This window comes from Mycobacteriales bacterium (assembly GCA_035504215.1).
Taxonomy (GTDB): domain Bacteria; phylum Actinomycetota; class Actinomycetes; order JAFAQI01; family JAFAQI01; genus DATAUK01.
Genome location: DATJSI010000043.1, coordinates 22,044 through 44,016, shown reverse-complemented (window position 1 = coordinate 44,016; position 21,973 = coordinate 22,044). Strand labels below are relative to the sequence as shown.

Sequence of the window (21,973 nt, the reverse complement as noted above, 5' to 3'; positions counted from 1 at the left end):
CCGGGCCTGTGCCCTCGGCGACTGCGGCGTATCGGCCGTGTGGTGCTACCTGAGGGCCTTGGATGTGCCGGCGTCGCGGCGGTGGCGGCCGAAGCGGCGGCGCTCGGCGGCCCCGAGCTCAATGACCTTCGGCGCGGAAGGCGGCGGCGGGGACACCTGTGCTCCCGCGCGGACCGCTTCGAACTTTGCGAGGTACAGACGGGCCTGAGTCTCGACGATTCCGACGAACCCCGCGGCATCGGCCGCTGCGGCTTCGGCGGGATGCGCGGCCTTCACCTCGTCCCGAGCGATCTGCACGCACCGGACCACCTGATCAGCAGCCACGGTCGGGAACTCAGCGTGGAGTCGCCTCACCGCGACGGCGAGCAACTCAGCGCGCGTGGCTAACCGCTGTTCGGTGCTCATGCCACCTCACAGATGCGGCCACCCGCCCGGGTGGCCAATCGATGTCGCTGCTGCATGCGGGCTAATCGACGGTACCGCCGACCGGGCTAAGGCAACTTGCTGCATTCGGGTGAATCCGCTGCGCGACGCTGCATGCCGGTCTCGAACTGATCGCGCAGTTGTCCGCTTAGGGTTGGCGGAGGCCTTCGAGGATCACGTTGAGGAGGCGTTTGTTGCTGGCCGGCGTTGCCGTCGCTGACAGGCACATGCCGCCGAGCAACTGGAGCAGGTCGTCCGGGTTGATGTCGGTCCGCACCACGCCGCTGTCCTGCGCCCGCCGAAGCACGCGGGTGGCCGCGGACGACAGCCGCTCACGCAGCTGCACCCTAAGGTTCGGGTCGCGCTCGAATGCCTCGTGCATCTCGTTGAAGAGAACCCGCTTGGTGTCGGTGTAGCGGACGAAAGCCCGCATCCACAGCCGCAGGCCCTCGAACGCGTCCGGCATCGACTCGGCCTTGTCCGCGGCGCTCACCAGGGTGTCGATGTCGCTGCTGTAGACCGCCTCCACGAGGTCGATCCGGCGCGGGAAGTGCCGGTAGAGCGTCCCCGCCCCGACCCCCGCCCGCCGGGCAATGTCGTCGTACGACGTGTCGGTGCCGTTCTCCGCGAACTCCTCGCGGGCGGCGGTGAGGATCCGCTCGTAGTTGCGGCGGGCATCGGCCCGCATCGGCCGATCCCGCTCCACAGTCGTCGCCACGTTCCCATGATGCCACGATCCGCCAAGAAAGTGGAGAACCCCTCCGCCTATTGCCAAGTGGAGAGAATCTCCGTATAGTTATGGAGACAGTCTCCGTTTCAATCGGAAGTAGCGATCCCCATGCCAGCTCAGCTCGAAGCTCCTGTCCGCCCGCATGCCCCCAGCGACCTGATCGACCTCGTCGAGCCAGCCGCCCGCCGGTCTCGCCGGCCGGCCCGGTCCGCGGTCATGCTGGCGGTGATCCTCACCACCCAGCTGATGGTCGTGCTCGACGGCACGATCGTGAACGTCGCTCTCCCCCAGATCCAGCACGCCCTGTCGTTCTCCACCGAACGGCTGTCGTGGGTCATCAACGCCTACGCCCTCACCTTCGGCGGCCTGCTGATGCTGGGCGCCCGCTGCGGCGACCTGCTCGGCCGCCGGCGGAGCTACCTGACGGGCGTCGCCCTGTTCGCCGCCGCCTCCCTGATCGGCGGCCTGTCGACCAGCGGCTGGATGCTGCTGACCGCGCGTGCCGTACAGGGCGTCGGAGGCGCCGTGGCATCCCCCGCCGTACTCGCGCTGCTGATGAGCCTCTACCCCGACGGCCGGGCCCGGACCCGAGCGATCGGTACGTTCGCCGCGGTCTCGGTCGGCGGCGCCGCCACCGGCCTGCTGGCCGGCGGCTTGCTCACCGACCTTGCCAACTGGCGCTGGGTGTTCTTCGTCAACGTCCCGATCGCCATCGCTGTGATCGTGCTCGGTGCATTCGTCATCGACGAGACGCCGCGGCGGAGCGGACACTTCGACCTCACCGGCGCCCTGACCTCGACCGCCGGCGTGACGTCAATGGTCTACGGATTCGTCGAGGCGGCTTCCGCGGGCTGGCTCGCCACCCGGACCCTGGCGGCGTTCGCGGCCGGCGCGGTACTACTGACGGTGTTCGTCCGGGCCGAAGCGAAGGCCGCCCAGCCGATCCTGCCGCTCCGCCTGCTGACGAACCGCACCCGCGGCGGCGCACTGGTCGCCCGCGCGCTGCTCTCGGCCGGTGCCTATGGCATGTTCTTCTTCCTCACCCAGTTCCTGCAGGACGTCCGCGGCTACTCACCGCTCGAGGCCGGCGTTGCCTTCCTGCCCATCCCGCTCACGATCTTCGTGATGTCACAGCTGACGACGCGGGTGCTGGTCGACCGCTTCCCGGCGACCGTCCTCATGTACGTCGGCCTGACCGCGTCGACCATCGGCATGGTGATCGACAGCCAGCTCAGCACCGGTAGCGGCTACCCGATCCTGCTCGCCAGCATGCTGCTCTTCGCCGGCGGCAACGGGATCTCCTTCGTCATGCTGACCGCGAGCGCCGTCAGTGGCGTGGACGCGCAGGATGCCGCCGCCGCATCAGGTCTCGTCAACGTCACGCAGCAGCTCGGAGCCGCCCTCGGCGTCGCCGTGCTGGTCAGCGTCTTCGGTGCCGCCAGCGGCACGAGCGCCGGGACGGTCGCCTTCACCCAGGGCGTCGACGCCGTGTTCACCGGCGCGGCCGCCCTGCTCGCCGGCGCGATCGCGATGCTCGCCCTCGCCACCCGACGCCCGAAGGCGCAAGCAGCACTGTCGTTGCAGTGATCTTCGTGCTGGCGACCATCCGCCTCGGCGTGTTGCGCGACACGCCCAGGTGGGTGGTCGCCGACGCGAAGACGGGCAGTGCGCCCAACCGCGACGACGTACGGCGTCCGTCATTCAACCCATCCACCGACCCGGGCGAACATCACCCTTCGTCGGCGTAGGCGGGCGTCCATCGGTACGCGCGGACCATTGCGCGCAGCTCATCGGCGGATCGATGCGGCGCGACACCGTCGGCCACGGCTTGGATGGCGATAGCTTCCGCGATCACCGTGGCGGCGGCCGGCATGTCGGTGATCTCGGGCAGCAGCGCACCGTCCGGATCGCGATGCACAGGTGCCAGTACGCCGAGCGCCTCCGCGGCTGCCGCGAACATCCCGTCGGTCACCCGGCTAGCACCGCTCGCGAGCACACCCAGCCCCATCGCCGGGAAGATGTAGACGTTGTTCGACTGCGCCACCCGCCTTGGTGCGCCATGGCCGACGATCGGCGGGAACGGCGACCCCGTCGCAATGAGCGCCCGGCCGTCCGTCCAGTCGGCCAGGTCCTGCGGATCGGCTTCCGAGCGCGAGGTCGGGTTGGACAACGGCATGATGATCGGCCGCGCCACCGCCCGCGCCATGTCCTGCACGATCTCCTTCGTGAAGATGCCGTGCGCGGTCGACAGGCCGATCAGCGTCGTGGGGCGCACCTGGCGCACGACGGCGCCGAGATCGAGCCCGGCAGGGTTACTGGTGTCGATCCTCCAACCGGCCAGCTGCTCGACGCTCTTCGCGTAGCGGCGCTGGCCGGGAGTGAGACCCTCGCGCCCCTCGACGAGCAGCCCTCCGGCGTCGACGACGTACGACCGATCCACCGCGTCCTGCTCGGTGGCGCCGTCACGGACCATGCCGCGGACGAGCTGGTCGAGCACACCGATCCCCGCCGACCCGGCCCCGACCATCACGATTCGCTGGTCACGCAGCGGCGTACCGGTGGCGGCCACCGCACCCGTCATCGCCCCGGCCACGACGGCAGCAGTGCCTTGGATGTCGTCGTTGAACGTCAGCAGCTGGTCGCGGTAGCGCTGCAGGATCGGGGCCGCATGGTTGGTCGCGAAGTCCTCCCACTGCAGCAGTACGCCGGGCAGCTCGGCCTGCACCGCTCTAACGAAGTCATCGATGAACGCGTCGTAGTCGGGTTCGGGAACGCGCTCATGGCGCCATCCGACGTACATCGGATCCGCCCGTCGCTCCGCGTTGTCGGTGCCGACGTCCAGGAGGATCGGCAACGTCCGCGCCGGGTTGATGCCGCCCACGGCCGTATAGAGGGACAGCTTCCCGATCGGGATGCCCATGCCGCCGGCGCCCTGGTCGCCGAGCCCGAGGATCCGCTGCCCGTCGGTGACGACGATGACATCGACGTCCTTGCGTGGTCGGTTGGCCAGCAGGTCGCGGATCCGATGCCGGTCGGGATAGGAGATGAACAGGCCACGAGGTCGCCGGTAGATCTCGCTGAACCGCTCCGTCGCCAAACCGACCGTCGGCGTGTAGACGATCGGGAGGGTGTCTGCGATGTGGTCGGACAGGACCTTGTAGAACAACACCTCGTTGGTGTCCTGAAGAGCACGCAGGTTGATGTGGCGGGCGAGGTCGCGTGCTGACGGGTCACTTCCCTCGACCGCCAGCATTGCCCGCCAGGCGCGCTCGGACTGCTGCTCGAGCGTCTCGACCCCGGGCGGCAGCAGGCCGGCCAGGCCGAGGCGGTCACGGTCGGCCTCGGAGAACGCCGTACCGCGGTTCGTCAGCGGATCCGCGAGCAGCTCCCAACGCGCTTTCCGCGTCCCTGGCGCGCTTGCGGTGCCGCCCCCAACCCTCGGCTGGTCCGCCATCGGGCACATCGGGATCCCTTCCTCGCAGCCGGCGCATCAAGCATGGCCGAACGACTCCGGCCACGCTGGCGCCACCCCGCTACGGGTCGAGACCTCTATTCGGGGATGAAGTGGACCGTCGCACTTCCGTGCGCCTTCAACTTGCCGTGGGAGTACTCACGGACGGTGAAAGTCACGTCCACGCCCTTTGGCTTGGCGAGCAAATGCTCGAAGGCCTTGTTGAAGTGGACCGTGATGGTCTTGACGTCGGTGGCCGGGATGTTCTTCGGCTTCGCGTGGCCCATGACCTTCTTGGTGCCCGCCCGGTGTACGCCGACGGTCACGCGGCAGGTCGAGTGGACCTCCTCGCACGTCACCGACACCACGCCCTCACCCGTTGTGGTGGCCCCGATCTGGTCGATCAGCAGACCTTCGCTGGTGACGTGGCCCTTGTAGACGACCGCCGAGCCCTTGTCGCCGCTGTTGTAGACGCCGGCGACCACGGTGCTGCCCGATGCGGCAACCGACTCGTCGAACAGGTTCTGCGTGCTGTGCTCGCCGGACCCGGTCAGGAACCTTGCGACCTCGCGCCAGTGGCCTGAGATCTCCCGATATTGAGCCACCGCACCCAAGTAGTCGCCCTTGGCGCTGATGTCGTCGGCGCTCGCCAGGATGGTGCTGCCGTCGAATGCAACCGCACTGCCCAGATAGCTGTAGGTCAGGCAGCCAGCGTCGCACCCTCCATAGCTCAGGTCTGCCGTCTGCTTCCACTTGCCGCCCTTGGGCTGGAAGACGTACAAGGCGCCGGTCTCTGATGCGCCCGCCGCGATGGTGTGACCGGAGATCGCAACCGCGCTGCCGATGTCGTTGTCGAGGGCGGCATTCTTCTGGTGCATCTCGCCGGTCACCTTCCAGTGCCCTGCGCTCTTGGTGAAGACAAAGATCGCGGCGTTGTGGTTGTTCCCGTGGTACGGCGCGGGCGCCCCGGCCGCGATCGTGTTGCCGGAGATCGATACCGAGTAGCCGACATAGTCGTCCGGCGCCCCGTGCGACTCGGTCAGCTCAGCGCTCTGCGTCATGCTGTGCCAGCCGCCGGACGGCTCGTCGAAGACATACACCGCCCCCTGGCCGCTGACCGAGTCGACCGAGTGGTACGGCGCACCCGCGACGATCGTGCTCCCTTGCATGGCGATCGAGTAGTGGCCGAGCTCGTCGTTGGGCGCGGCATCCGACGCGGTGAGCGTGCCGATCTGCTTCCAGTGTCCAGAGCTATCACTGAACACGAACACCGCTCCCTGGGCGTCACTGCCCGCACCCCAACCGCTGACGGCAATCGTCTTGCCGGAGATCGCGACCGCCGCGCCGAACTCCTCGCTGGGGATACCGGCCGGCGGCGTGAGCTCGGCGACCTGCTTCCAGTGACCCGACCGATCGGTGAAGACGTACGCCGCCCCTTCGTTGGAATTCAATCCGACCTTGTGGTCAGGAGCTCCCACAACCATCGTGCTTCCGGACACCGCGACGCTCGTCCCGAACAGGTCCCCGACCGCACCGTCACTCGCGGTCACGTTGGCCTTATGGACGAGCGGATCGATCCGCACCGGGTATTGGGCATCGTGGTCGGAGACCTTGATGCGCAAAGTCCCATGTGAAAGCGCGAGCCAGGAGCGCAATACCCGTCCGCTGGCGTCGGTGGCGCGCAGGCTGCCGTAGCTCAGACCGCCCGGCAGCAACACAGCAGCGCCGTTCAGCACCGCGGTGGCAGGCGCTGTCATGTCGATGCTCAACGGACCAGCTCCGGCGGGCGGCCGCGCGATCACGAAGCTCTGCTCGAGCCCGGCGGACTCGTTCTGCCAGGTCTCGGTCACGCCGCCCGGATACGCGTACCGGACCTCCCCACTACTCACCCGCGGCTGCACCGGCGCGAGTGAGTGGACCTGAGATCCGCGCGCGACCGCCGGACGCCCGAGCGTGAACCGTGCGCCCTGTGATCGGACCGTCAAAGCGCCGATGCCGAAGCTTGCGGTCAGCCCCTGGGCCGGATTCGTCACCGACAGAGACGCCGCACCGGTTCCGCCGGCGAGCGACTCGGCCGCGCCGGAGCCCGACGACAGCAGCGCCGGCAGGCCGGCCGCGGCCAACGCCGTACAGGCAAGCGCGACCAAGCCCATCAGGGCGCGGCGGCGAACTACCGAAGGCAGCACCACCGGACGGACGGGAGCAGCGACGGCAGCGTCGGACACGGTGACTCCTCGTGAGAGGTGCGCAGTGCATGCTGCGCAGTTGCTCCGGGAGCCTAAGCAGATGGCCACCCCACGGCAATCCTCGCGGGACACGCGGTCCTTCGCAGGCGGAATCGGTCAGGCATCACTCGGCCCTCAGCCGCCTCGGGTTGCTCAGTAGTAGTGGCGGCGGCCTCCGACCGCGCGGCTGGTTCCGCCCAGCAGCAGGAGAATCAGGCCAATGACCAGGACGACGATCCCGATCGTCCAAAGGATGCCGATTCCGGTAATCAAGCCGAGTAACAGCAGCACAATACCGAGGATGATCATCGTGGCACCTCCGCCTTGACGCGTCGCGTCTCGGTTACGACGTACCCACATCTGGCGCAGACGATGCCGCGGGGCGGGCATCCGCGCTGTGATGCGCAGACACCCGCCCCGTCGACGTGAACGTTGCTTACAGCTTCAGGCGGAAGACCTGTCCGGTCAGCTCGCCGACATACAGGTAGTCGCCATGAATGCCGAGTCCGACGGTCGGGGCCACGAAGCCCTTGATCAACGGCTTCAGCGTGTGACCCTTCAGCGACAGCGAGTAGACCTCGCCACCCGGACCCTTGGCCTTCGGGCCTTGGAACGACGTGAGGTACAGATGGCGCGAACGCAGACCGATGCCCATCAGGTCCGTGTGCGGATGGAACCTCCGCCACGGCTTGGCGAAACCGGAGCACGCCGAGCCCGAGGTGCGGTTGCACTTGGGGAAGCCGTAGTTCTGGCCGGCCTTGACCCTGAGGATGAAGTCCGGCGGGTTCGTCGCGCCGCTGTCCTGACCGAGATCGGTGACGTACGGCGAGTTCGAGCCGGCCGGGAAGACCATCTGCCACGGTTGCCGGATCCCGCGGGCGAACATCTTGTGATGCTTGCCGTTCGGGGTGAACGACAGGATCTGGTACACGTGTGGTGACGTCGATGCGGGACCGTGGTCGTTGCCGTCGGTCAGGCCGACGTCCACACCGACGTACAGACGCCCGTTGGCTCCGAAGCCCAAGCCGTTGAAGCCGTCGAACTTCTTCCACGGCGCGGTGAAGATCGTCTTCTGGTGCTTGAACTTCTTGCCCGTCCAGCCGGTCCACCTGGACAGGGTCCAGGCGACGCCGGTGTCAGTGACCGAGCCGCCGCTCACATAGAGCGCGCCGTGGTGCCAGGCGAGCCCCGCGACGAACTGCGGCGAGCCCGGGATCTCGGTCGCCTTTCCGCCTTTCAGCAGGAAGACTCCCCCGTTCGGGGGCGCCGAACCCTCCGAGTTCCCGCCATCACCTTCGAACACTGCGCCGTCCCCGAAGGCGAACGATGTCGGCGTCTTCAAGCCCGACGCGAACAGATGCACCTTGTGCCCGTTCGTCGCGGTCGGCAATGGCGGCGCCGATCCGGCATGCGCCGGGATGCCCGCCAACCCCAAAGTTGACGTGGCAACCACGGCTGAGAGCGCAATCGCGCGTGTGAACATGGCCTCACCTCCTGCTAGCCGATGCCCGGACGTGCCACGGAACCTTGATCGATAAACGCTCTCGGCAACACTCGGCAATATGTAGGTCACGGCAACCAGGCTCGGGTCGCTATGGTGAGCGCGGACGGCGGCAGGTCGGGGGGTGGTTTCGTTGGGTCGCGTGCTCGCGATCATCGCGGTGCTGGTGCTCGTCGTGGTGGCCATTCCGATCGCGCGCCGCAACAAGCGGGTGTTCAATGCGCACAACGACGACATGCAGGCATGGGCCACCTCCCATGGCTGCAGCTATGTCTTCGAGGACAACAGCCAGTACGACGGCCTGACGTTCTACCCGTTCGGGCAGTTCGATCGTCAGTACGCGCACCGGGTCATCACGGGCAGGTACGCCGAGCGCGCGATCGCGGTCTACGACTTCTACTTCGCCACCGTGGGTAGTGGCGTCGGCCCAGCCGGCTCCGGAGCCTCCCACGTCTACTTCGCCATGTTGGTCATGCAGCTCCCGACCAGCGTTCCCTGGCTGCACGTGACCCAGCGCAAGCACCTACGCCGGCACGGGGACGACGAAGCGGTCCCGACCGGCGACGAGACCTTTGACAGCACGTACGTGTTGTTCGCAAAGGACCAGGAGTACGCGAAAGCCGCCCTGTCGCCGGCGGTGCGGGCCGGCCTTCCCGCCCAGGCGCTGACCGGCATGCACATCGTCAACGACCGGTTGTTCCTCTGGCAGGGTTACCACAAGCACGACGTGGCGCTGCTCGACGACCGGCTGCGCTTCGCCGCCACGGTCGCGGCCGGGCTTCCCGCCCCGCGGTAGCTCGCGACGTCACCGGCCGGATCCCGTGACCCGGCCGCCGCTTCGTGTCAGGCTGGCCGCAGCGATCGGGACGAAGGGCGGGTATCTGGATGAACCGGAACAGGTCGCGGACCACGGGCGCCTGCACGCTCATCGCCCTGCTGGGGACAGTGGCGGCCGTTGGCCTGGCCGGTCCCGGGGCAGCAGCAGCGGCGCCGCACCACTCGTCGCCGTCGTCACCCTCAGCCACCAAGCACGCTCCAACTCCTGACCCGTGGCCGGACTGGAACTACAACGGCGCGGCGACCTCCTACAACGGCTCGGAGCACACGCTGCGACCGGTCACCGTGGGCAAGATCGTCAAGAAGTGGGAGGTCCCGGCGTACTCGGGCGACCGAGCCGCGGTCCCGCCGATCGGCGTCCGGGGCGGCACGCTGTTCGAGGCCAACCCGACCACGGTCCGGGCCTACTCGATGGCGTCCGGCCGCCACGTTCGTACCTTCACGGTCAAGCGAGGGGCGACCGCGATCGTCCCGCCGGCGTTCGACGGGTCGCGGATGATCACGACGACCGGACCGGATCTCGTCGCCATCAACCTGTCGAACGGCAAGGTCGACTGGAAGGTGCCGGAGGTGCACACCTCGTCGGTGTCCAACCAGTGGAGCTCGCTCACGGTGAGCGGATCGACCGTCTTCGCCGTACTCGAGACGCAGAGCTTCTCTCCGTCGTACACCGACTCCGACCAGCTCGAAGCCTTCTCCCTGACGACCGGACAGCTGCTCTGGTCAGCCGCAGATGCCTACGGGCCGATCGCCGTCGGGGGCGGCATGGTCTACGTGCCCGCTTCGGGGGTGGTCATCGAGACGGCCGGCCCGCGCGAGGAGCCCTCGGTCGACGTGGAGATCCACGCCTACAACGAGGCGACCGGGGTGCTGGCGTGGGAGTTCTCCTTGACCGACAACCCCTACATCACCGGCGTCTCCTACAGCGACTCGACCGTCTTCGTGACCGCCAACTCGACCGACAACGCGGCCTCGGACATCTACGCCCTCGACGCCGCGGCGGGAACGGTCCGTTGGGCGCACGCCGAGCCGCACGCCAGCGGCGGCCCGGATGGTTCGTTCATCGTCACGGACGGCAAACGGGTCGTCTACATCACCAACCCGGGAAGGCTGGTCGCTTTGAGCATCGCGAGCGGCCACGTGCTGTGGCGCCGCGCGGCGTCCGAGTTCTTCGACCACGTGGTAGGGGCGGACGGTGTGATCTACGCCGACACGGCGAGCAACCATGTGCGCGCGTTCCGGCTCAGCGACGGCCAGACGCTCTGGACGTCTCAGGCGACCAGACTTGGCCCGGTACTGGTGGCCGACGGACGGCTGCTCGTCGACAACAAGACGCACTACGTCGCGTACGGCGAACGCTAGCTGCACTCCAGTGAGCTGGTGGTTCACCGCGGTGACAGGCGCATGCCTCTCGCCCGGCCTTCGTGAGCGTCACCGTCAGGGTCTTCTTTCCGGCACCGGATGCACTCACCGCGTCGAGGTCGTTCACGCCCAGCGGTAAGGGTGCGGTCAAAGAGGTCGTGAAGTTCTCGCTGCCGAAGAAGTAGAACCCGGTGCCTGCGCGAGCCGGCCGGGCTCGCCCCGCTATCGGTACTCGTCGACCGCCGGCAGCGGGACCGCGGCAAGATAGTGCGCTGCGCTGTCCGGCGCGAGACCAGCCGCGACATCGGCGGCGATCTGCTCGGCGACCCGATGGTGAGCCGCGGCGGCGTCATCGTCCCCGAGCCGGTAGAGCGTGGCCGCCGCGTGGGTGTGCGTGAGCAGCCGGACGTGCGGGTTGTCCAGCCGGTCCGCGGAGGCCACAGCGGCCCCGACCTCGCTTCGGGCCCGTTCGCCGTCGCCCATCGCCGCCAGCGCACGAGCCAACGTGTCGCGCGCGGATGGCTCGTACTTGATCCGGGCGGACTCGAGGATGGAGTCGAGCGCCCGGGCTGCCCAATCGGCGGCGACCGCCGGCTCCTCGGTGTGCAGCGCGATCTCGGCGCGGAAGGTCACGAGCTTCGAGCCCAACAGCCAGCGTTCCCAGGCCTCGGTCGCCGCCACCTGCGGGTACAGGTCGTTCCACCGGCTCGCCGCGGCGCCCCAGTCTCCGGCGAGCACGTCGGCATGCAGCAGGTCGGCCTCAGCATTCATCCACGGCATGTGGAACGACGACTTCGGGATCCCGTCGAGCACCCAGCTGCTACGTCGCCGTGCCTCCTCGAGGTCGAACAGCTCCCGGAACGCGAGCGTCGAGTAGTTCATCAGCACCCGGCGGGGCCGGCCGATCTCTTCGGCGAGGGTCAGGGCGTCGTCGAACTTCGCGAGCGCTTCCTGGTAGTCGCCCATCGTCGCGAGCAGAATCCCGTCCATGCCGATCCCGCGCAGGCGGGCCTCGACGCTGGCCGGGTCCTCGACCGCGGTCTCGCGCGCCGTGCGGGCCAATTCGATCGCGCGGTGATAGTCACCCGCCCAGTGGTACTGATGGCCGAGCAGGTACTCGTGCTCGGCGCGATCCTCGGCTCTGATGCCGGGCGACCATGTCGCCAGTGCCTGCTCACCGATGTCGATCCCTCGCGCCAGATCCCCTTCGCGGCCACGCATCGCGTAGCCCTGGCTGAGCCGGGCCAGCGCCGGCGCGACGGCATCCATGCGGCCGAGCTCGCGTGCGAGGTCCGCGGCGCGCTGCGCGACCTCGATCACCTCGTCGGTCCGCTCGGTCCAGTGGCAGCATCGGGCGTAGTCGGTGAGCGCCTCGATCAGATCGTCGCCACTCAGGAGCGGCAGCAGCGGCTGAAGAGTGGCATAGCCCTCGTCGTAGTCCTCGAAGATCGTCAGCGTGCGGCCGCGCGCCAGCCGGATCCGCGTCCGGGTCGGCTCGTCGAGAGCGAGCCGCTCGGCGCGATCGAGCAGCGCAACTGCCTCAGTCGGCGCGAACACCGCCTTAGCCCGATCCGACGCGGCCAGCAGGTAACGGATCGCTTCAGCAGCGGCACCCGCCTGCTCGAAGTGGTGCCCGAGCAGCCAGGCGAACTCGTCGTCTCCCCCGACCCGCTGCTCGAGGTACGTCGCGACCGCCGCGTGGGTACGCGCCCGCTCGCCCTTGGGCAGCGTCCCGTAGCAGACATCGCGGATCAGCGCGTGCTTGAAGCGGAACTCCACCTCTCCAGGCACTTCGCTCGTCGGTTGCCGCCGGATCAGATCTCGCTGTTCGAGCAGGGCCAGCGCTCCACCGACCTCCGCGGCAGCGATCGAAGCCACTGCGCCGACCCAGAAGGACCGTCCGACGACCGAGGCGGTCAGCAGGAGCGAGCGCGCATCAGCCGGCAGGGCGTCGATGCGGCTGGCGATCGCGGACCGAACGTTCGCCGGTAGGTCGTCCGCGCCGGATCCGCGGCTCTCCGCGACCGCAGTCGCGAGCTCTTCGAGAAACAGTGGGTTGCCTGCTCCCCGCTCCACCAACCGCGTGACCACGTCGGAGAGCAGACCCGCGCCGGCGATGGTGCGCACGATCGTCCGCGCATCCTCGCCGGCGAGCGGCTCGAGGGGCATCGTGCTGTAGGACAGCAGGCCGCTGCTCCAGTCGGGCCTGGTCTCCATGAGCTCGGGACGGGCCAGCAGCACGAACATCGCGGGCACGTCCCGCACATACTGAGCCAGGTAGCGAATCAGCTCGTACTCCGCCGCCTCCGCCCAGTGCACGTCTTCGAACACGAACACGGTCGGCCGGTCCGTCGACACCGACTCCACCAACCGCCGGATGGAGTAGAACAACACGGTTGAGTCACTGACGACCGGTTCGTCCGCGGCCTGGCTCAGCAGCGCGGCCACGCAGCGGCGCACCTCCGCGCGCTCCGGTTCGGGCACGGTGGTGTCAACCAGGCGGTCCAGCTTCGCCCGACCGACCGATCGGTCGTCACCCTCAACGATGCCGGCCAGCTGCCTGAGCTGCCGGGTGAACGAGCCGTACGCGTTCGCCTGCTCGTACGGCAGGCTTCGCCCGGTTACCACTCGCGCGTCCACGGCGTCCCGGAACTCGCTGGCGAGCCGCGACTTGCCGGCCCCGGCCGCGCCGATGACCGCCACCAGGGACGGTCGGCCCTGCTGAGCGACCCGCTCCCAGGTCGCAAGCAGCTGTGACAGCTCTGCGTCCCGCCCGACCAGCGGAACCCGTCCGACCGGCGCCACGCTTTCCGAAGACACGGCGTCGGCCAACCAGGCCGGGAGCGGATCAGCCTTGCCTTTCGCGACCACCGGATCAGCCTCGCGATAGCTGATCGTCCGCCGGGTTGCCCGCATCGTGGTGTCGTCGACGAGGAGGCGGTTCTCGGGCGCAGCTGACTGCAGCCGGGCCGCGATGTTCACGACGTCGCCCATCGCCAGCGCCTCGCCCGCGCCGGCGTTCGCGTCGACCATCACGACCGCTTCGCCGGTTGCGACCGCGGCCCGCGCGGCAAGCGCCGTCCCTGTCGGTGTGGTCAACGAGGAGACCGCATCCAGCGCCCGTAGTCCGGCCCGAACTGCCCGCTCGGCATCGTCGCTGTGGGCATGCGGCGCTCCGAAGACGGCCATCACCGCATCACCGATGAACTTCTCGACGACAGCGCCGTACGGTTCCAGCTCTTCCTTCACTCGCTGGTGGTAGGAGCGAAGAACATCGCGGACGACCTCCGGGTCCTTGCCGTCAGCTGCAGCGGTAGAACCGACCAGGTCCACGAACAAGATCGAGATGACCTTACGCTCCTCGTGCGGAGCTCCGACCTGGACCGCGTGCCCGCAGGCCGCGCAGAAGCGGGCGCCGTCCCCCAGTGGCTCGCCACACGCCACGCATGCCGCCATTCGCTGAGCCTAGGCCGTGGCAGATCGCTTGAGCGGCCAGATCCCGCGAACACGCAGGCGTCCGAGAACGCGGCCGGTCCGTCGTGGGGGAATGCGGGATCACGGGCCGCCGGTTGAGGCACACATGACCTCCACCAACGACTTCAACACTTCGGTGATCGAGCAGTTCCGGGCCAACGAGGGACGAGTCGGCGGTCCGTTCGACGGCGCGCCGATCGTCCTGCTGCACCACTCGGGCCGCAAGAGCGGCAGTGAGTTCATCAGCCCGATGATGTATCTGGCCGATCCCGCAGACGACGGCCTGATCTACGTGTTCGCGTCGAAAGCCGGCGCGCCGACCAACCCGGACTGGTACTACAACGCCATCGCCGCCGGGCGCGCGGTGGTCGAAGTAGGCACCGAGACCTACCCCGTAACGGTCACCGAGCTGACCGGCGCGGATCGAGACCGGATCTATGCCGAGCAGGCCAGCCGTTACCCCGGCTTCGCGGAGTACGCCGAGAAGACCGAGGGCGTTCGGACCATTCCGGTCCTGGCGCTGCGCCGGGCCTGAGCCGGATAGTCGTTTCGCGCGGTCATCCGAGGTTCGGACCGCACTCGCGAACCGCCGGAGATACGCTCGACGACGTGACTACTACTACTTGTCGTAAGTAGTGGCGGACGGCGAGGCGCGGCTGAGACCGCTCCCCCGACCGCGCGCGCATCCGCATGCGAACTTCGGGTGGGAGCGGGTCTGGGCCTGGCCGACCACGTCGAAGGTGCCGGAGATCATCCCGCTGTTCTGGGTGGTCAAGGTCCTCACTACCGCGGGTGGCGAGGCGACGTCTGACTTCCTGACCAGGTACGGCAACGTCGTCGGCGGCGGCATCGAGGTGCTGGAGTTCGCGATCGGCCTGCTCCTGCAGTTCAGTGCCCGCCGATACCGCGCTTTCTCCTACTGGTGGCTCGCCTTCTCGATCGCCATCTTCGGCACCGGCATCGCGGACTTCATGCATCTGGACCTGCACATCCCGTACTTCGGTACAACACTGCTCTGGGCAGCAGTCCTGGCGGCGGTGTTCGTGCTCTGGCATCACGCCGAGGGAACCCTCTCGATCCACAGCATTCACACCCGCCGCCGCGAGGCGTACTACTGGGCCACCGTCTTCGCCACCTTCGCTCTGGGCACCGCGCTCGGTGACTACACCGCGTCCGTCCTGAACATGGGCTACCTCGGCTCCGCGGTGTTCTTCGGCATCCTGATCGTCCTGCCCGGCATCGCGCACTGGCGGTTCCACCTCAACGCGATCACAGCGTTCTGGGCGTCGTACGTGCTCACTCGTCCGCTCGGCGCCTCGTTCGCGGACTGGTTCAGCAAACCGCAGCGCATTGGTGGCCTGCACTACGGCAACGGACCGACCGCGGCGATCTGCTTCTTGCTGGTTGCCGCACTCGTCGGCTATCTCGCGGTTGCGCGGCCCGACATCCAACAGGGAGCGGACAGCCTCGAGGTCTGAGAAACCCTCTAAACCAGGCAAAAATTCACCCGGTGCGAAGGGCAGCTGATTCTCCGAATCGGCTCCGCAACGGGTTTGCGGAAGCTAGCATTTTGTCGCGGCCGTCGCCCCGCGATCGCACCCAGTTGTGTGACGGTCCGTCAGGCAACGATGGGTGCGGGGGGTTGAGGCTTACGCATGCGTGGCGTACCTGCTCGGCGTGCCGCAGTGCTGGCATCCGCGGTTGCGCTCGGGTCGCTCTGGCCGGCCTCCGTCGGCGCTGCCTCGGCGCATGACGGTAAGTCCGCGGCGGTCCCGAAGACCGCGGCCACGGTTCTCGCCTACGGCGCGCAGCAAACCCTCATCGGCCCCGCGCTCACCAGCCCGAACGGACTGGCGATCAGCACGTCCGGCAACATCTTCGTCACCGACGGCAAGACCAACCGCGCGTTGGAGCTGCGGGCCGGCTCCAGTACCGCGAAACAGCTCGCGTTCACCGGCTTGTCGGACCCCACCGGCATCGGCGTCGACTCCGCCGGGGACGTCTTCGTCGTCGACTCCGGGCACGGCCGAGTCCTCGAGCTGGCGCACGACGCCACCAAGCAGACCGTGTTGCCACTCCACGGCATCACCTCGCCGGTCGGGTTGGCGGTCGACCCGGACGGCGACGTCGTGGTCACCGACTTCAACACCGGACGGGTTGCCGAGCTGCGCCACGGCACCTCGCACGACACTCTGCTCGGCTTCAACAAGCTCACGAACCCGCAGGCGGTCGCGATCAGCCACGGCAACGTGTACGTCGCAAACACCGGAGGCAACCAGGTCGTCGAGCTGAAGAAGGGCAAGAGCTCGCAGACCGTGCTTCCGTTCGGCGCTCTCTCGGCACCGCAAAGCGTGGCGGTCGATGGGTCCGGCGACGTGTTCGTGGCCGGTGCCGAGATCAGCGAGCTCGCGGCAGGATCGAACCAGGTCACCACGCTGCCACTGTCGGGGACGCCGGCTCAGGCACTGGCCGTCGACAGCAACGGCAACCTCTTCGCCGCATCAACGTCGCTGTACGAGTACGTCGGGCACAAGGCGCCGGCGACCGCCGTACCGTCCTTCGGCCTGTACACCGCCAAGGCAGTCGCGGTGGACCCCAAGGGCGACGCATTCGTCGCCGACTACGACAGCTCGGGCAACGCGCGGCTTGTGGAGCTACCGGTCGGAGCGTCGACTCCGACCGTCCTCATGAGCGATGGGCTGCACCAACCGCAGGGGGTCGCCATCCAGGCCTCCGGCAAGTCGTGGCAGAGCGTATGGGTGACCAACGTGCGCTACGACCAGCTGGTGTCCCTGGCGAACGGCGCGAACACCGGCAACATCCTCGTCACGACGGTGGCACATCCTCGCGGCGTCGCAGTCGACTCCGCCGGTAACGCCTTCATCGTCGACAACGCCAAGAACCATGTGCTGGAGCTCCCTTCCGGATCGAGCACGCTGACCACCATGCCCTTCACCGGCATGGCGAGCCCGACCGGCGTGGCGCTCGACTCGGCCGGCGACCTGTTCGCCGTCGACACCGGCAACGACCGCGTGCTCGAGCTGGCCAAAGGCGCATCCACGCCGAAGACGCTGCCGTTTGTCGGCCTGTCCGGTCCGACCGGCATCGCGGTGGACTCCTCCGGCGACGTGTTCGTCGCCGACACCGGCAACAACCGGGTGCTCGAGCTCGCCCACGGCTCGAGTTCTCCGAAGGTTCTGCCGTTCATCGGTCTGCGGCATCCGCAGTCCGTAGCCGTCGACTCGGCCAAGAACGTCTTCGTCGTCGACAGCGGGAACAGCCGACTGCTGAAGCTTCCCCTCGTCCCGGCGACCGCACCGAAGTTCAGCGCAGACCATCCGGGCGCCAAGGCCCGGGCCGGAGCCCTCTACTACTACACCTTCCACGCCACCGGTACGCCGCGACCGACGTACTCGATCGCCAAGGGCGCGTTGCCGCGTGGCATCCGCCTCGACGCCGGCACCGGGGAGCTGACCGGCACTCCCGGGGTCGGAGGCAGGTACACCTTCAGGGTTCGCGCGCGCAACTCGCTCGGCAGCGTGCTCTCACCGTCGCTACACATCGTGGTGTCGGAAGCACCGGTGTTCGCGGCCGAACATCCTCGGCGGCACATGACGGTCGGCAAGCACTACGCGTACCAGTTCATCGCGCTCGGCTACCCGATCGCGCGCTACGTCCTGTTCTCCGGCAAGCTGCCGAAGGGCATGCACCTCAACCACGACACCGGCGTCCTCTCGGGCAAGCCCACCAAGCCGGGCAAGTACCGCTTCAAGGTGCGCGCCTCCAACGGGGTCAAGCCCCGGGCCTACACTCACCGGATCACGATCAAAGTAACGGGTTGATGGCTTGCGTCGAACTTCTGAGGTCGACGCAGAGCTGACGCGTCGCCGTGACGAGCTGGTCGCTCAGATTGCGCGGCTCAACGCGCCGCGCGAAGAAGGCATGGCCGCGATCGGGTTCGGCAAGCGGGCGGGCGACTTCACCGCGATCGCGACCGAGCAGGAAGAGCGCGCGATGACGGCCGAGCAGCTCGACCAGCAGCTCGACGTCGTGCTCCGAGCGCTCGCCAAGGTCGCGGACGGCAGCTACGGGCGCTGCGACGACTGCGGTGGCCCGATCGGCGAGGCCCGCCTCGATGCTCTCCCCACCGCCGTGCGCTGCGTCAGCTGCCAGAGCAACTCGCGCAACGACGCGCGACCGGCTCGCCGAGGCCGCCGGCACTGAGTCCGTCAAACAACAGATTGAGGACCACTGCCATGACCGAGGGTGCCCGCACCGGGCCTGTGCTGTTCTGCTTCGACGGATCTGACGGGTCGAGGGCGGCGATGAGTTGTCGGCGCGCTTGATCGTGTGCAGCCAACGCGGGCGAGGCGCCGTCCGCAGTGCACTGTTGGGCAGCGTCTCGCACACCCTGGCGGCGCACACGCCGCGACCGATTCTGATCAGCCCGCAACACCCCGACCACGACGGCTGACGCGCGCTCACCGGCCACCGGAGGTCGCAGGAAAGGCTGACGAATCGTACGCCGGGGCCTAGGGTTGCGAACGCCGACGGGGGTGTGAGTAAAGAGGGCGGGGTTCATGACTCGGCGAATCACGAGGAGCTCGAAGCTCGTTCTGGTGCTTGCGATGGGGCTGCTGGGCTCGACGTTGGGATCGATGCCCGCCGCCTTCGCTGCATCGCCGCACTGGGTCGTGGTCAAGGCAGGCGCGACCGGCCGGCTCAACGCCGTCAGCTGCGCCTCCCCCACGAACTGCATGGCGGTCGGCGCCAACTCGGGCGGCGCGGCCGACGTCGCGCGCTGGAACGGACATCACTGGACAACAACGACACCGGCCTTTCCCGCTGGTGCCTATCTCGACGGCGTCTCCTGTGTGAGCAAGAAGTTCTGCATGGTGGTGGGCATCGTCACGGGCGGTCCGCTGGCAGAGAAGTGGAACGGGACGTCCTGGACAGAGGTCACCGCCGCGAACCCGCAGTCGACCGCGGCACTCAAGGCGGTGAGCTGTCCCTCGGCCAAGGACTGTTGGGCGGTCGGCGCCATCGACGGAAACGCGACCCTGGCGGAGCACTGGACCGGCAAACAGTTCACGATCGTGTCGACCGTGACCGTCGGCAAGCTCGACTATCTGAACGGCGTGAGCTGCCACGGCAGCATGTGCATGGCCGTCGGCGGTGGTACCAAGGGCGCACTGCTCGAGCGCTCAACGGGCAAGAAGTTCACCCGGGTCAAGGCCGGGCACACGGCGAAGGGCTACACCGCGGACATGTGGTCCGTGTCCTGCCCAACCTCGAAGGAGTGCATCGCGGTAGGGGAACAGGACAGCAGCAAGGCGTACAAGACCCTCACCGAGGTCTATCGCAAGGGCCGGTTCACGACCGTGATCTCACCGAACCCGACTCATCTGGCCTTCCCCTACAACACCCTGCTCGCAGTGAGCTGCGTCTCGAGCAAGGACTGCTGGGCCAATGGTCAAGGTGGTGCCTTCTCCTTCGCCGGAGCACACCCCACCTCGAAGGACCGGTCCACGATTGCAGCGAAGTGGAACGGTCATTCCTGGCATGTCGCCCGCAGCGTGAATCCCGGCAACCACCCGAGCGGCTTCGTGGGGGGCTCGTGCGCGTCGTCGAAGCACTGTTTCGCCGTGGGCAACCAGCCGGGCGCCACGGGACATGCGCTCATCGAGAAGCTGGTGGGCTGACGACCAGTTGACGACCGGCGCCGGCCGCGCGCTGCGTACGCCGGACAGCTCCTCGGCCGGGAAAGGCGGCCAGCGATCCGTACGCCGCGGCGCCGAGCGGTACCGGTAGCCAGAACGCGATGATGCGCCACGTGACCACGCCCAGGACGGCGGCCGGTTTCGGCGTACCGAACGCGATCAGCAGCGGCACGAGTGCGCCCTCCACGAAGCCGAGGCCACTCGGTGTCAGCGGGATCCACGCCAGCGTGCTGGCCACACCGAACGGCACCATCAGGCTGAGGTAGGACAGCGAGTGGCCGAAGGCTCGCACCGACGCCCACAACGCCAACGCGTCCATCATCCAGTTGGCCGTCGACCAGAGCGCTGCCGATGCCAGCCGTCGCCGGTCCGCGAGGATCGCGTCGAGGGACGCGGCGGTCGACATCACGAGGCGGTGTCCGAACTGATCGCTCAGGAACGGCGTCCAGCGGCAGACCCGTGCGACGACAGCAGCGAGGCGGTCCCGGCCCCACCGCACGAGTACGACGGCCATCACTACCAGCACGATCAGCAGCACGCCGCCCACCGTCACCGCGCCCAGGAGCTCGGAGCCGCCGTGCGTGGGCAACGTCGCGACCAGAGCGGTCAGCAGCAGCGCCTGAAGCACGACCGCGGACGAGAAGCCTTGCGCAAGCTTTGCGAAGGCCGCATCGGGCAGCGGCACTCCCGCCTCGGACAGCAGTCGCAGGCCGAGCCCGGTTCCCGCTGTGCTTCCGCCCGGCAAGCTGTGTGACAGCGCGACCGTCGACAGATCGATCCGGACCAGGCGCGGGAAGCTCGGCCGCGCATGGCGCGGCAGCATCGCGCGGCTGCACAGTGCGAATGACACGAGCGAAGCCAGCTCCGCCGCGACCGCCACGAGCAACCACGGGCTGTTGAGCGCGAGCAGCCGGTGGAACTGGCTGCGCTGCCCGATGAACTGCGGCAGCAGCACGTACTCGATCACGAGCGCGAGGATGGCGAGCTCGGCCGAACGCCGAAGCGCGCGGCGGGCGAGCGGGCTCAGCAGCCGGCGCGACCCGGTCATCGGCCCAACTCAGTCGACCCGCAGAGCGCGTCCGCGAGCCGGCCGCTCATCGTCGGCCAGGACCAGGCCTCGCTCGCCCACAGCCGTCCCTTCACGCCCATCGCCTGCCGCGTGGAGGGGTCGGCGAGCAGATCGCCCAACACTGTTGCGAGCCGCGCCGAGGCATGCCGTCCCGAGCAGTTGGTCACGACCCCGGTCACCCCGTCAAGGACGGTGTCCCTCGCGCCCCCGGAGTCTCCGACGACCACCGGCAGCCCGGTGGCCGACGCCTCGAGGGTGGTGAGACCGAGTCCTTCCACCGACATGCCGCGCAGCTGTGTGCGGCAAGGAAGCACGTGGACGTCGCCGGCGCTCAGGTACGCCGGAAGGCGGTCGTCGGGCACCGAGCCGGCGAAGCGCACACTGCGATGGATGCCGAGGCGACGAGCCTCTCGCTCGAGCGCCGGACGCAGATAGCCGTCGCCGACGAGCAGTGCGACCGCGTCCGGTTGCCGGCGCAGGACGCCGGGCCAGGCTCGGAGGAGGACGTCGTGTCCTTTGCGGCGTACCAGGCGAGACACCGAGATGACAACGGGACGGTCCTGCAACCGATGCCGGGCGATCACCGGCGCAGGGTCGACGTCCGGGTGGAACCGTCCGGCATCGACCGCGCCGGTGAGCTGGACCATCCGTACCGCGCCGTGCAGTGCGGGTGCGATCGCGGCGCGGGTGTAGTCGCCGAGGACGGTTACGACGTCGACGGCCCGCGAGACCCGGCGCAGCGCGGTGCGAACCACTGGGATCGAAGACCAACCAGCCTCGAGCCCGTGCGTCGAGACCACGATCCGGCGCGCACCGCCGCGGCGCAACGCCGGCGCCATTGCCGCGAGGGGCATGCCGGAGGTGAACCACACCGCCTCGCAGCCGTGGGCGCGAAAGGCTTCGCGGACTAGGGACGAGAGCCGCGGGTTGGTCGTGATGTGGCCCGGGTAGCGGTGAACCGGGAACGGCAGCCGGGCGTCGATCGCCGCGCTGCCCGGCTGCCTCGGCGCCATCACGACGATCCGCTCGTACGGGAGTCGCGCGAGAATCTCCGCGGTGAAGCGCTGCACTCCTCCGTGCGCCGGGGGGAAGTGCCCGGTCACCACCATTGTTCTGGGGAACCCGCTCACGACGACATCGGCTGCGTGCCGCATCGACCGCTGCCGCGAACGAAACCGCCC

The 21,973-nt window shown here is 68.4% G+C and carries 19 protein-coding genes; 10 read left to right on the top strand and 9 right to left on the bottom strand.

What is annotated here, in order from left to right; translation table 11 throughout:
* Positions 1-45 precede the first annotated feature (45 nt).
* Together VME70_05135 and VME70_05130 are read right to left on the bottom strand one after the other, a co-directional pair.
* A complete protein-coding gene (locus VME70_05135; protein HTW19585.1) occupies positions 46-405 on the bottom strand; it encodes a hypothetical protein in 360 nt (119 codons plus the stop codon).
* A gap of 166 nt (positions 406-571) precedes the next feature.
* A complete protein-coding gene (locus tag VME70_05130; protein HTW19584.1) occupies positions 572-1,141 on the bottom strand; it encodes a TetR/AcrR family transcriptional regulator in 570 nt (189 codons plus the stop codon).
* A 120-nt stretch (positions 1,142-1,261) separates the two neighbouring features.
* Between VME70_05130 and VME70_05125 the strand changes: the two genes are divergently transcribed.
* Both VME70_05125 and VME70_05120 read left to right on the top strand, forming a co-directional pair.
* Positions 1,262-2,740, top strand: a complete 1,479-nt coding sequence (locus VME70_05125) for an MFS transporter (GenBank protein HTW19583.1) — start codon at positions 1,262-1,264, stop codon at positions 2,738-2,740.
* The gene (locus VME70_05120) at positions 2,737-2,901 is read left to right on the top strand and encodes a hypothetical protein (protein ID HTW19582.1); all 165 of its coding nucleotides are present in this window, start codon (positions 2,737-2,739) and stop codon (positions 2,899-2,901) included. Before VME70_05125 ends, VME70_05120 begins: the two co-directional genes overlap by 4 nt.
* On the opposite strand, the gene VME70_05115 is transcribed toward VME70_05120, so the two are convergent.
* The 4 genes from VME70_05115 to VME70_05100 all read right to left on the bottom strand — a co-directional run bounded on the left by VME70_05115 (position 2,883) and on the right by VME70_05100 (position 8,312).
* Positions 2,883-4,607, bottom strand: coding sequence for an NAD-dependent malic enzyme (locus tag VME70_05115; protein HTW19581.1), 1,725 nt, complete (start codon positions 4,605-4,607; stop codon positions 2,883-2,885). The two genes, VME70_05120 and VME70_05115, sit on opposite strands and share 19 nt — an antisense overlap.
* Before the next feature lie 95 nt (positions 4,608-4,702).
* Positions 4,703-6,829 carry an FG-GAP repeat protein gene (locus tag VME70_05110; protein ID HTW19580.1) on the bottom strand — a complete coding sequence of 709 codons (2,127 nt, stop codon included), beginning with the start codon at positions 6,827-6,829 and terminating at the stop codon, positions 4,703-4,705.
* Positions 6,830-6,982: 153 nt separating this feature from the next.
* Positions 6,983-7,138: a DUF6131 family protein gene (locus VME70_05105; GenBank protein ID HTW19579.1), complete on the bottom strand. Its 156-nt coding sequence runs from the start codon at positions 7,136-7,138 to the stop codon at positions 6,983-6,985.
* A gap of 127 nt (positions 7,139-7,265) precedes the next feature.
* On the bottom strand, positions 7,266-8,312 hold the full coding sequence (locus tag VME70_05100; GenBank protein HTW19578.1) for a hypothetical protein: 1,047 nt from the start codon (positions 8,310-8,312) through the stop codon (positions 7,266-7,268).
* 151 nt (positions 8,313-8,463) lie between these two features.
* Here VME70_05100 and VME70_05095 point away from each other — a divergent pair, with 151 nt between their 5' ends.
* The 3 genes from VME70_05095 to VME70_05085 all read left to right on the top strand — a co-directional run bounded on the left by VME70_05095 (position 8,464) and on the right by VME70_05085 (position 10,714).
* Positions 8,464-9,126: a hypothetical protein gene (locus VME70_05095; protein HTW19577.1), complete on the top strand. Its 663-nt coding sequence runs from the start codon at positions 8,464-8,466 to the stop codon at positions 9,124-9,126.
* A gap of 89 nt (positions 9,127-9,215) precedes the next feature.
* A complete protein-coding gene (locus VME70_05090; GenBank protein HTW19576.1) occupies positions 9,216-10,529 on the top strand; it encodes a PQQ-binding-like beta-propeller repeat protein in 1,314 nt (437 codons plus the stop codon).
* 62 nt (positions 10,530-10,591) lie between these two features.
* Positions 10,592-10,714, top strand: coding sequence for a hypothetical protein (locus VME70_05085; protein HTW19575.1), 123 nt, complete (start codon positions 10,592-10,594; stop codon positions 10,712-10,714).
* 37 nt (positions 10,715-10,751) lie between these two features.
* Here the strand turns inward: VME70_05085 and VME70_05080 are convergent, their stop codons facing one another.
* Entirely contained in the window at positions 10,752-13,985 is a 3,234-nt protein-coding gene (locus tag VME70_05080) for an AAA family ATPase (protein ID HTW19574.1), read from the bottom strand.
* Between the two features lie 124 nt (positions 13,986-14,109).
* Between VME70_05080 and VME70_05075 the strand changes: the two genes are divergently transcribed.
* The 5 genes from VME70_05075 (at position 14,110) to VME70_05055 (ending at position 19,705) form a co-directional block, all read left to right on the top strand.
* The gene (locus VME70_05075; protein HTW19573.1) at positions 14,110-14,538 is read left to right on the top strand and encodes a nitroreductase/quinone reductase family protein; all 429 of its coding nucleotides are present in this window, start codon (positions 14,110-14,112) and stop codon (positions 14,536-14,538) included.
* Positions 14,539-14,638: 100 nt separating this feature from the next.
* Positions 14,639-15,481, top strand: a complete 843-nt coding sequence (locus VME70_05070; GenBank protein HTW19572.1) for a hypothetical protein — start codon at positions 14,639-14,641, stop codon at positions 15,479-15,481.
* Positions 15,482-15,658: 177 nt separating this feature from the next.
* Positions 15,659-17,845 (top strand): putative Ig domain-containing protein, encoded by a 2,187-nt coding sequence (locus VME70_05065; protein HTW19571.1) that lies wholly within the window; start codon positions 15,659-15,661, stop codon positions 17,843-17,845.
* Between the two features lie 4 nt (positions 17,846-17,849).
* Positions 17,850-18,227, top strand: a complete 378-nt coding sequence (locus VME70_05060; protein ID HTW19570.1) for a TraR/DksA family transcriptional regulator — start codon at positions 17,850-17,852, stop codon at positions 18,225-18,227.
* 356 nt (positions 18,228-18,583) lie between these two features.
* Positions 18,584-19,705 carry a hypothetical protein gene (locus VME70_05055; protein ID HTW19569.1) on the top strand — a complete coding sequence of 374 codons (1,122 nt, stop codon included), beginning with the start codon at positions 18,584-18,586 and terminating at the stop codon, positions 19,703-19,705.
* Here VME70_05055 and VME70_05050 read toward each other — a convergent pair.
* Positions 19,683-20,771, bottom strand: a complete 1,089-nt coding sequence (locus tag VME70_05050; GenBank protein HTW19568.1) for a YbhN family protein — start codon at positions 20,769-20,771, stop codon at positions 19,683-19,685. The genes VME70_05055 and VME70_05050 overlap by 23 nt on opposite strands.
* Entirely contained in the window at positions 20,768-21,946 is a 1,179-nt protein-coding gene (locus VME70_05045) for a glycosyltransferase family 4 protein (GenBank protein ID HTW19567.1), read from the bottom strand. The genes VME70_05050 and VME70_05045 overlap by 4 nt, the downstream gene beginning before the upstream one ends.
* Positions 21,947-21,973: the final 27 nt, after the last annotated feature.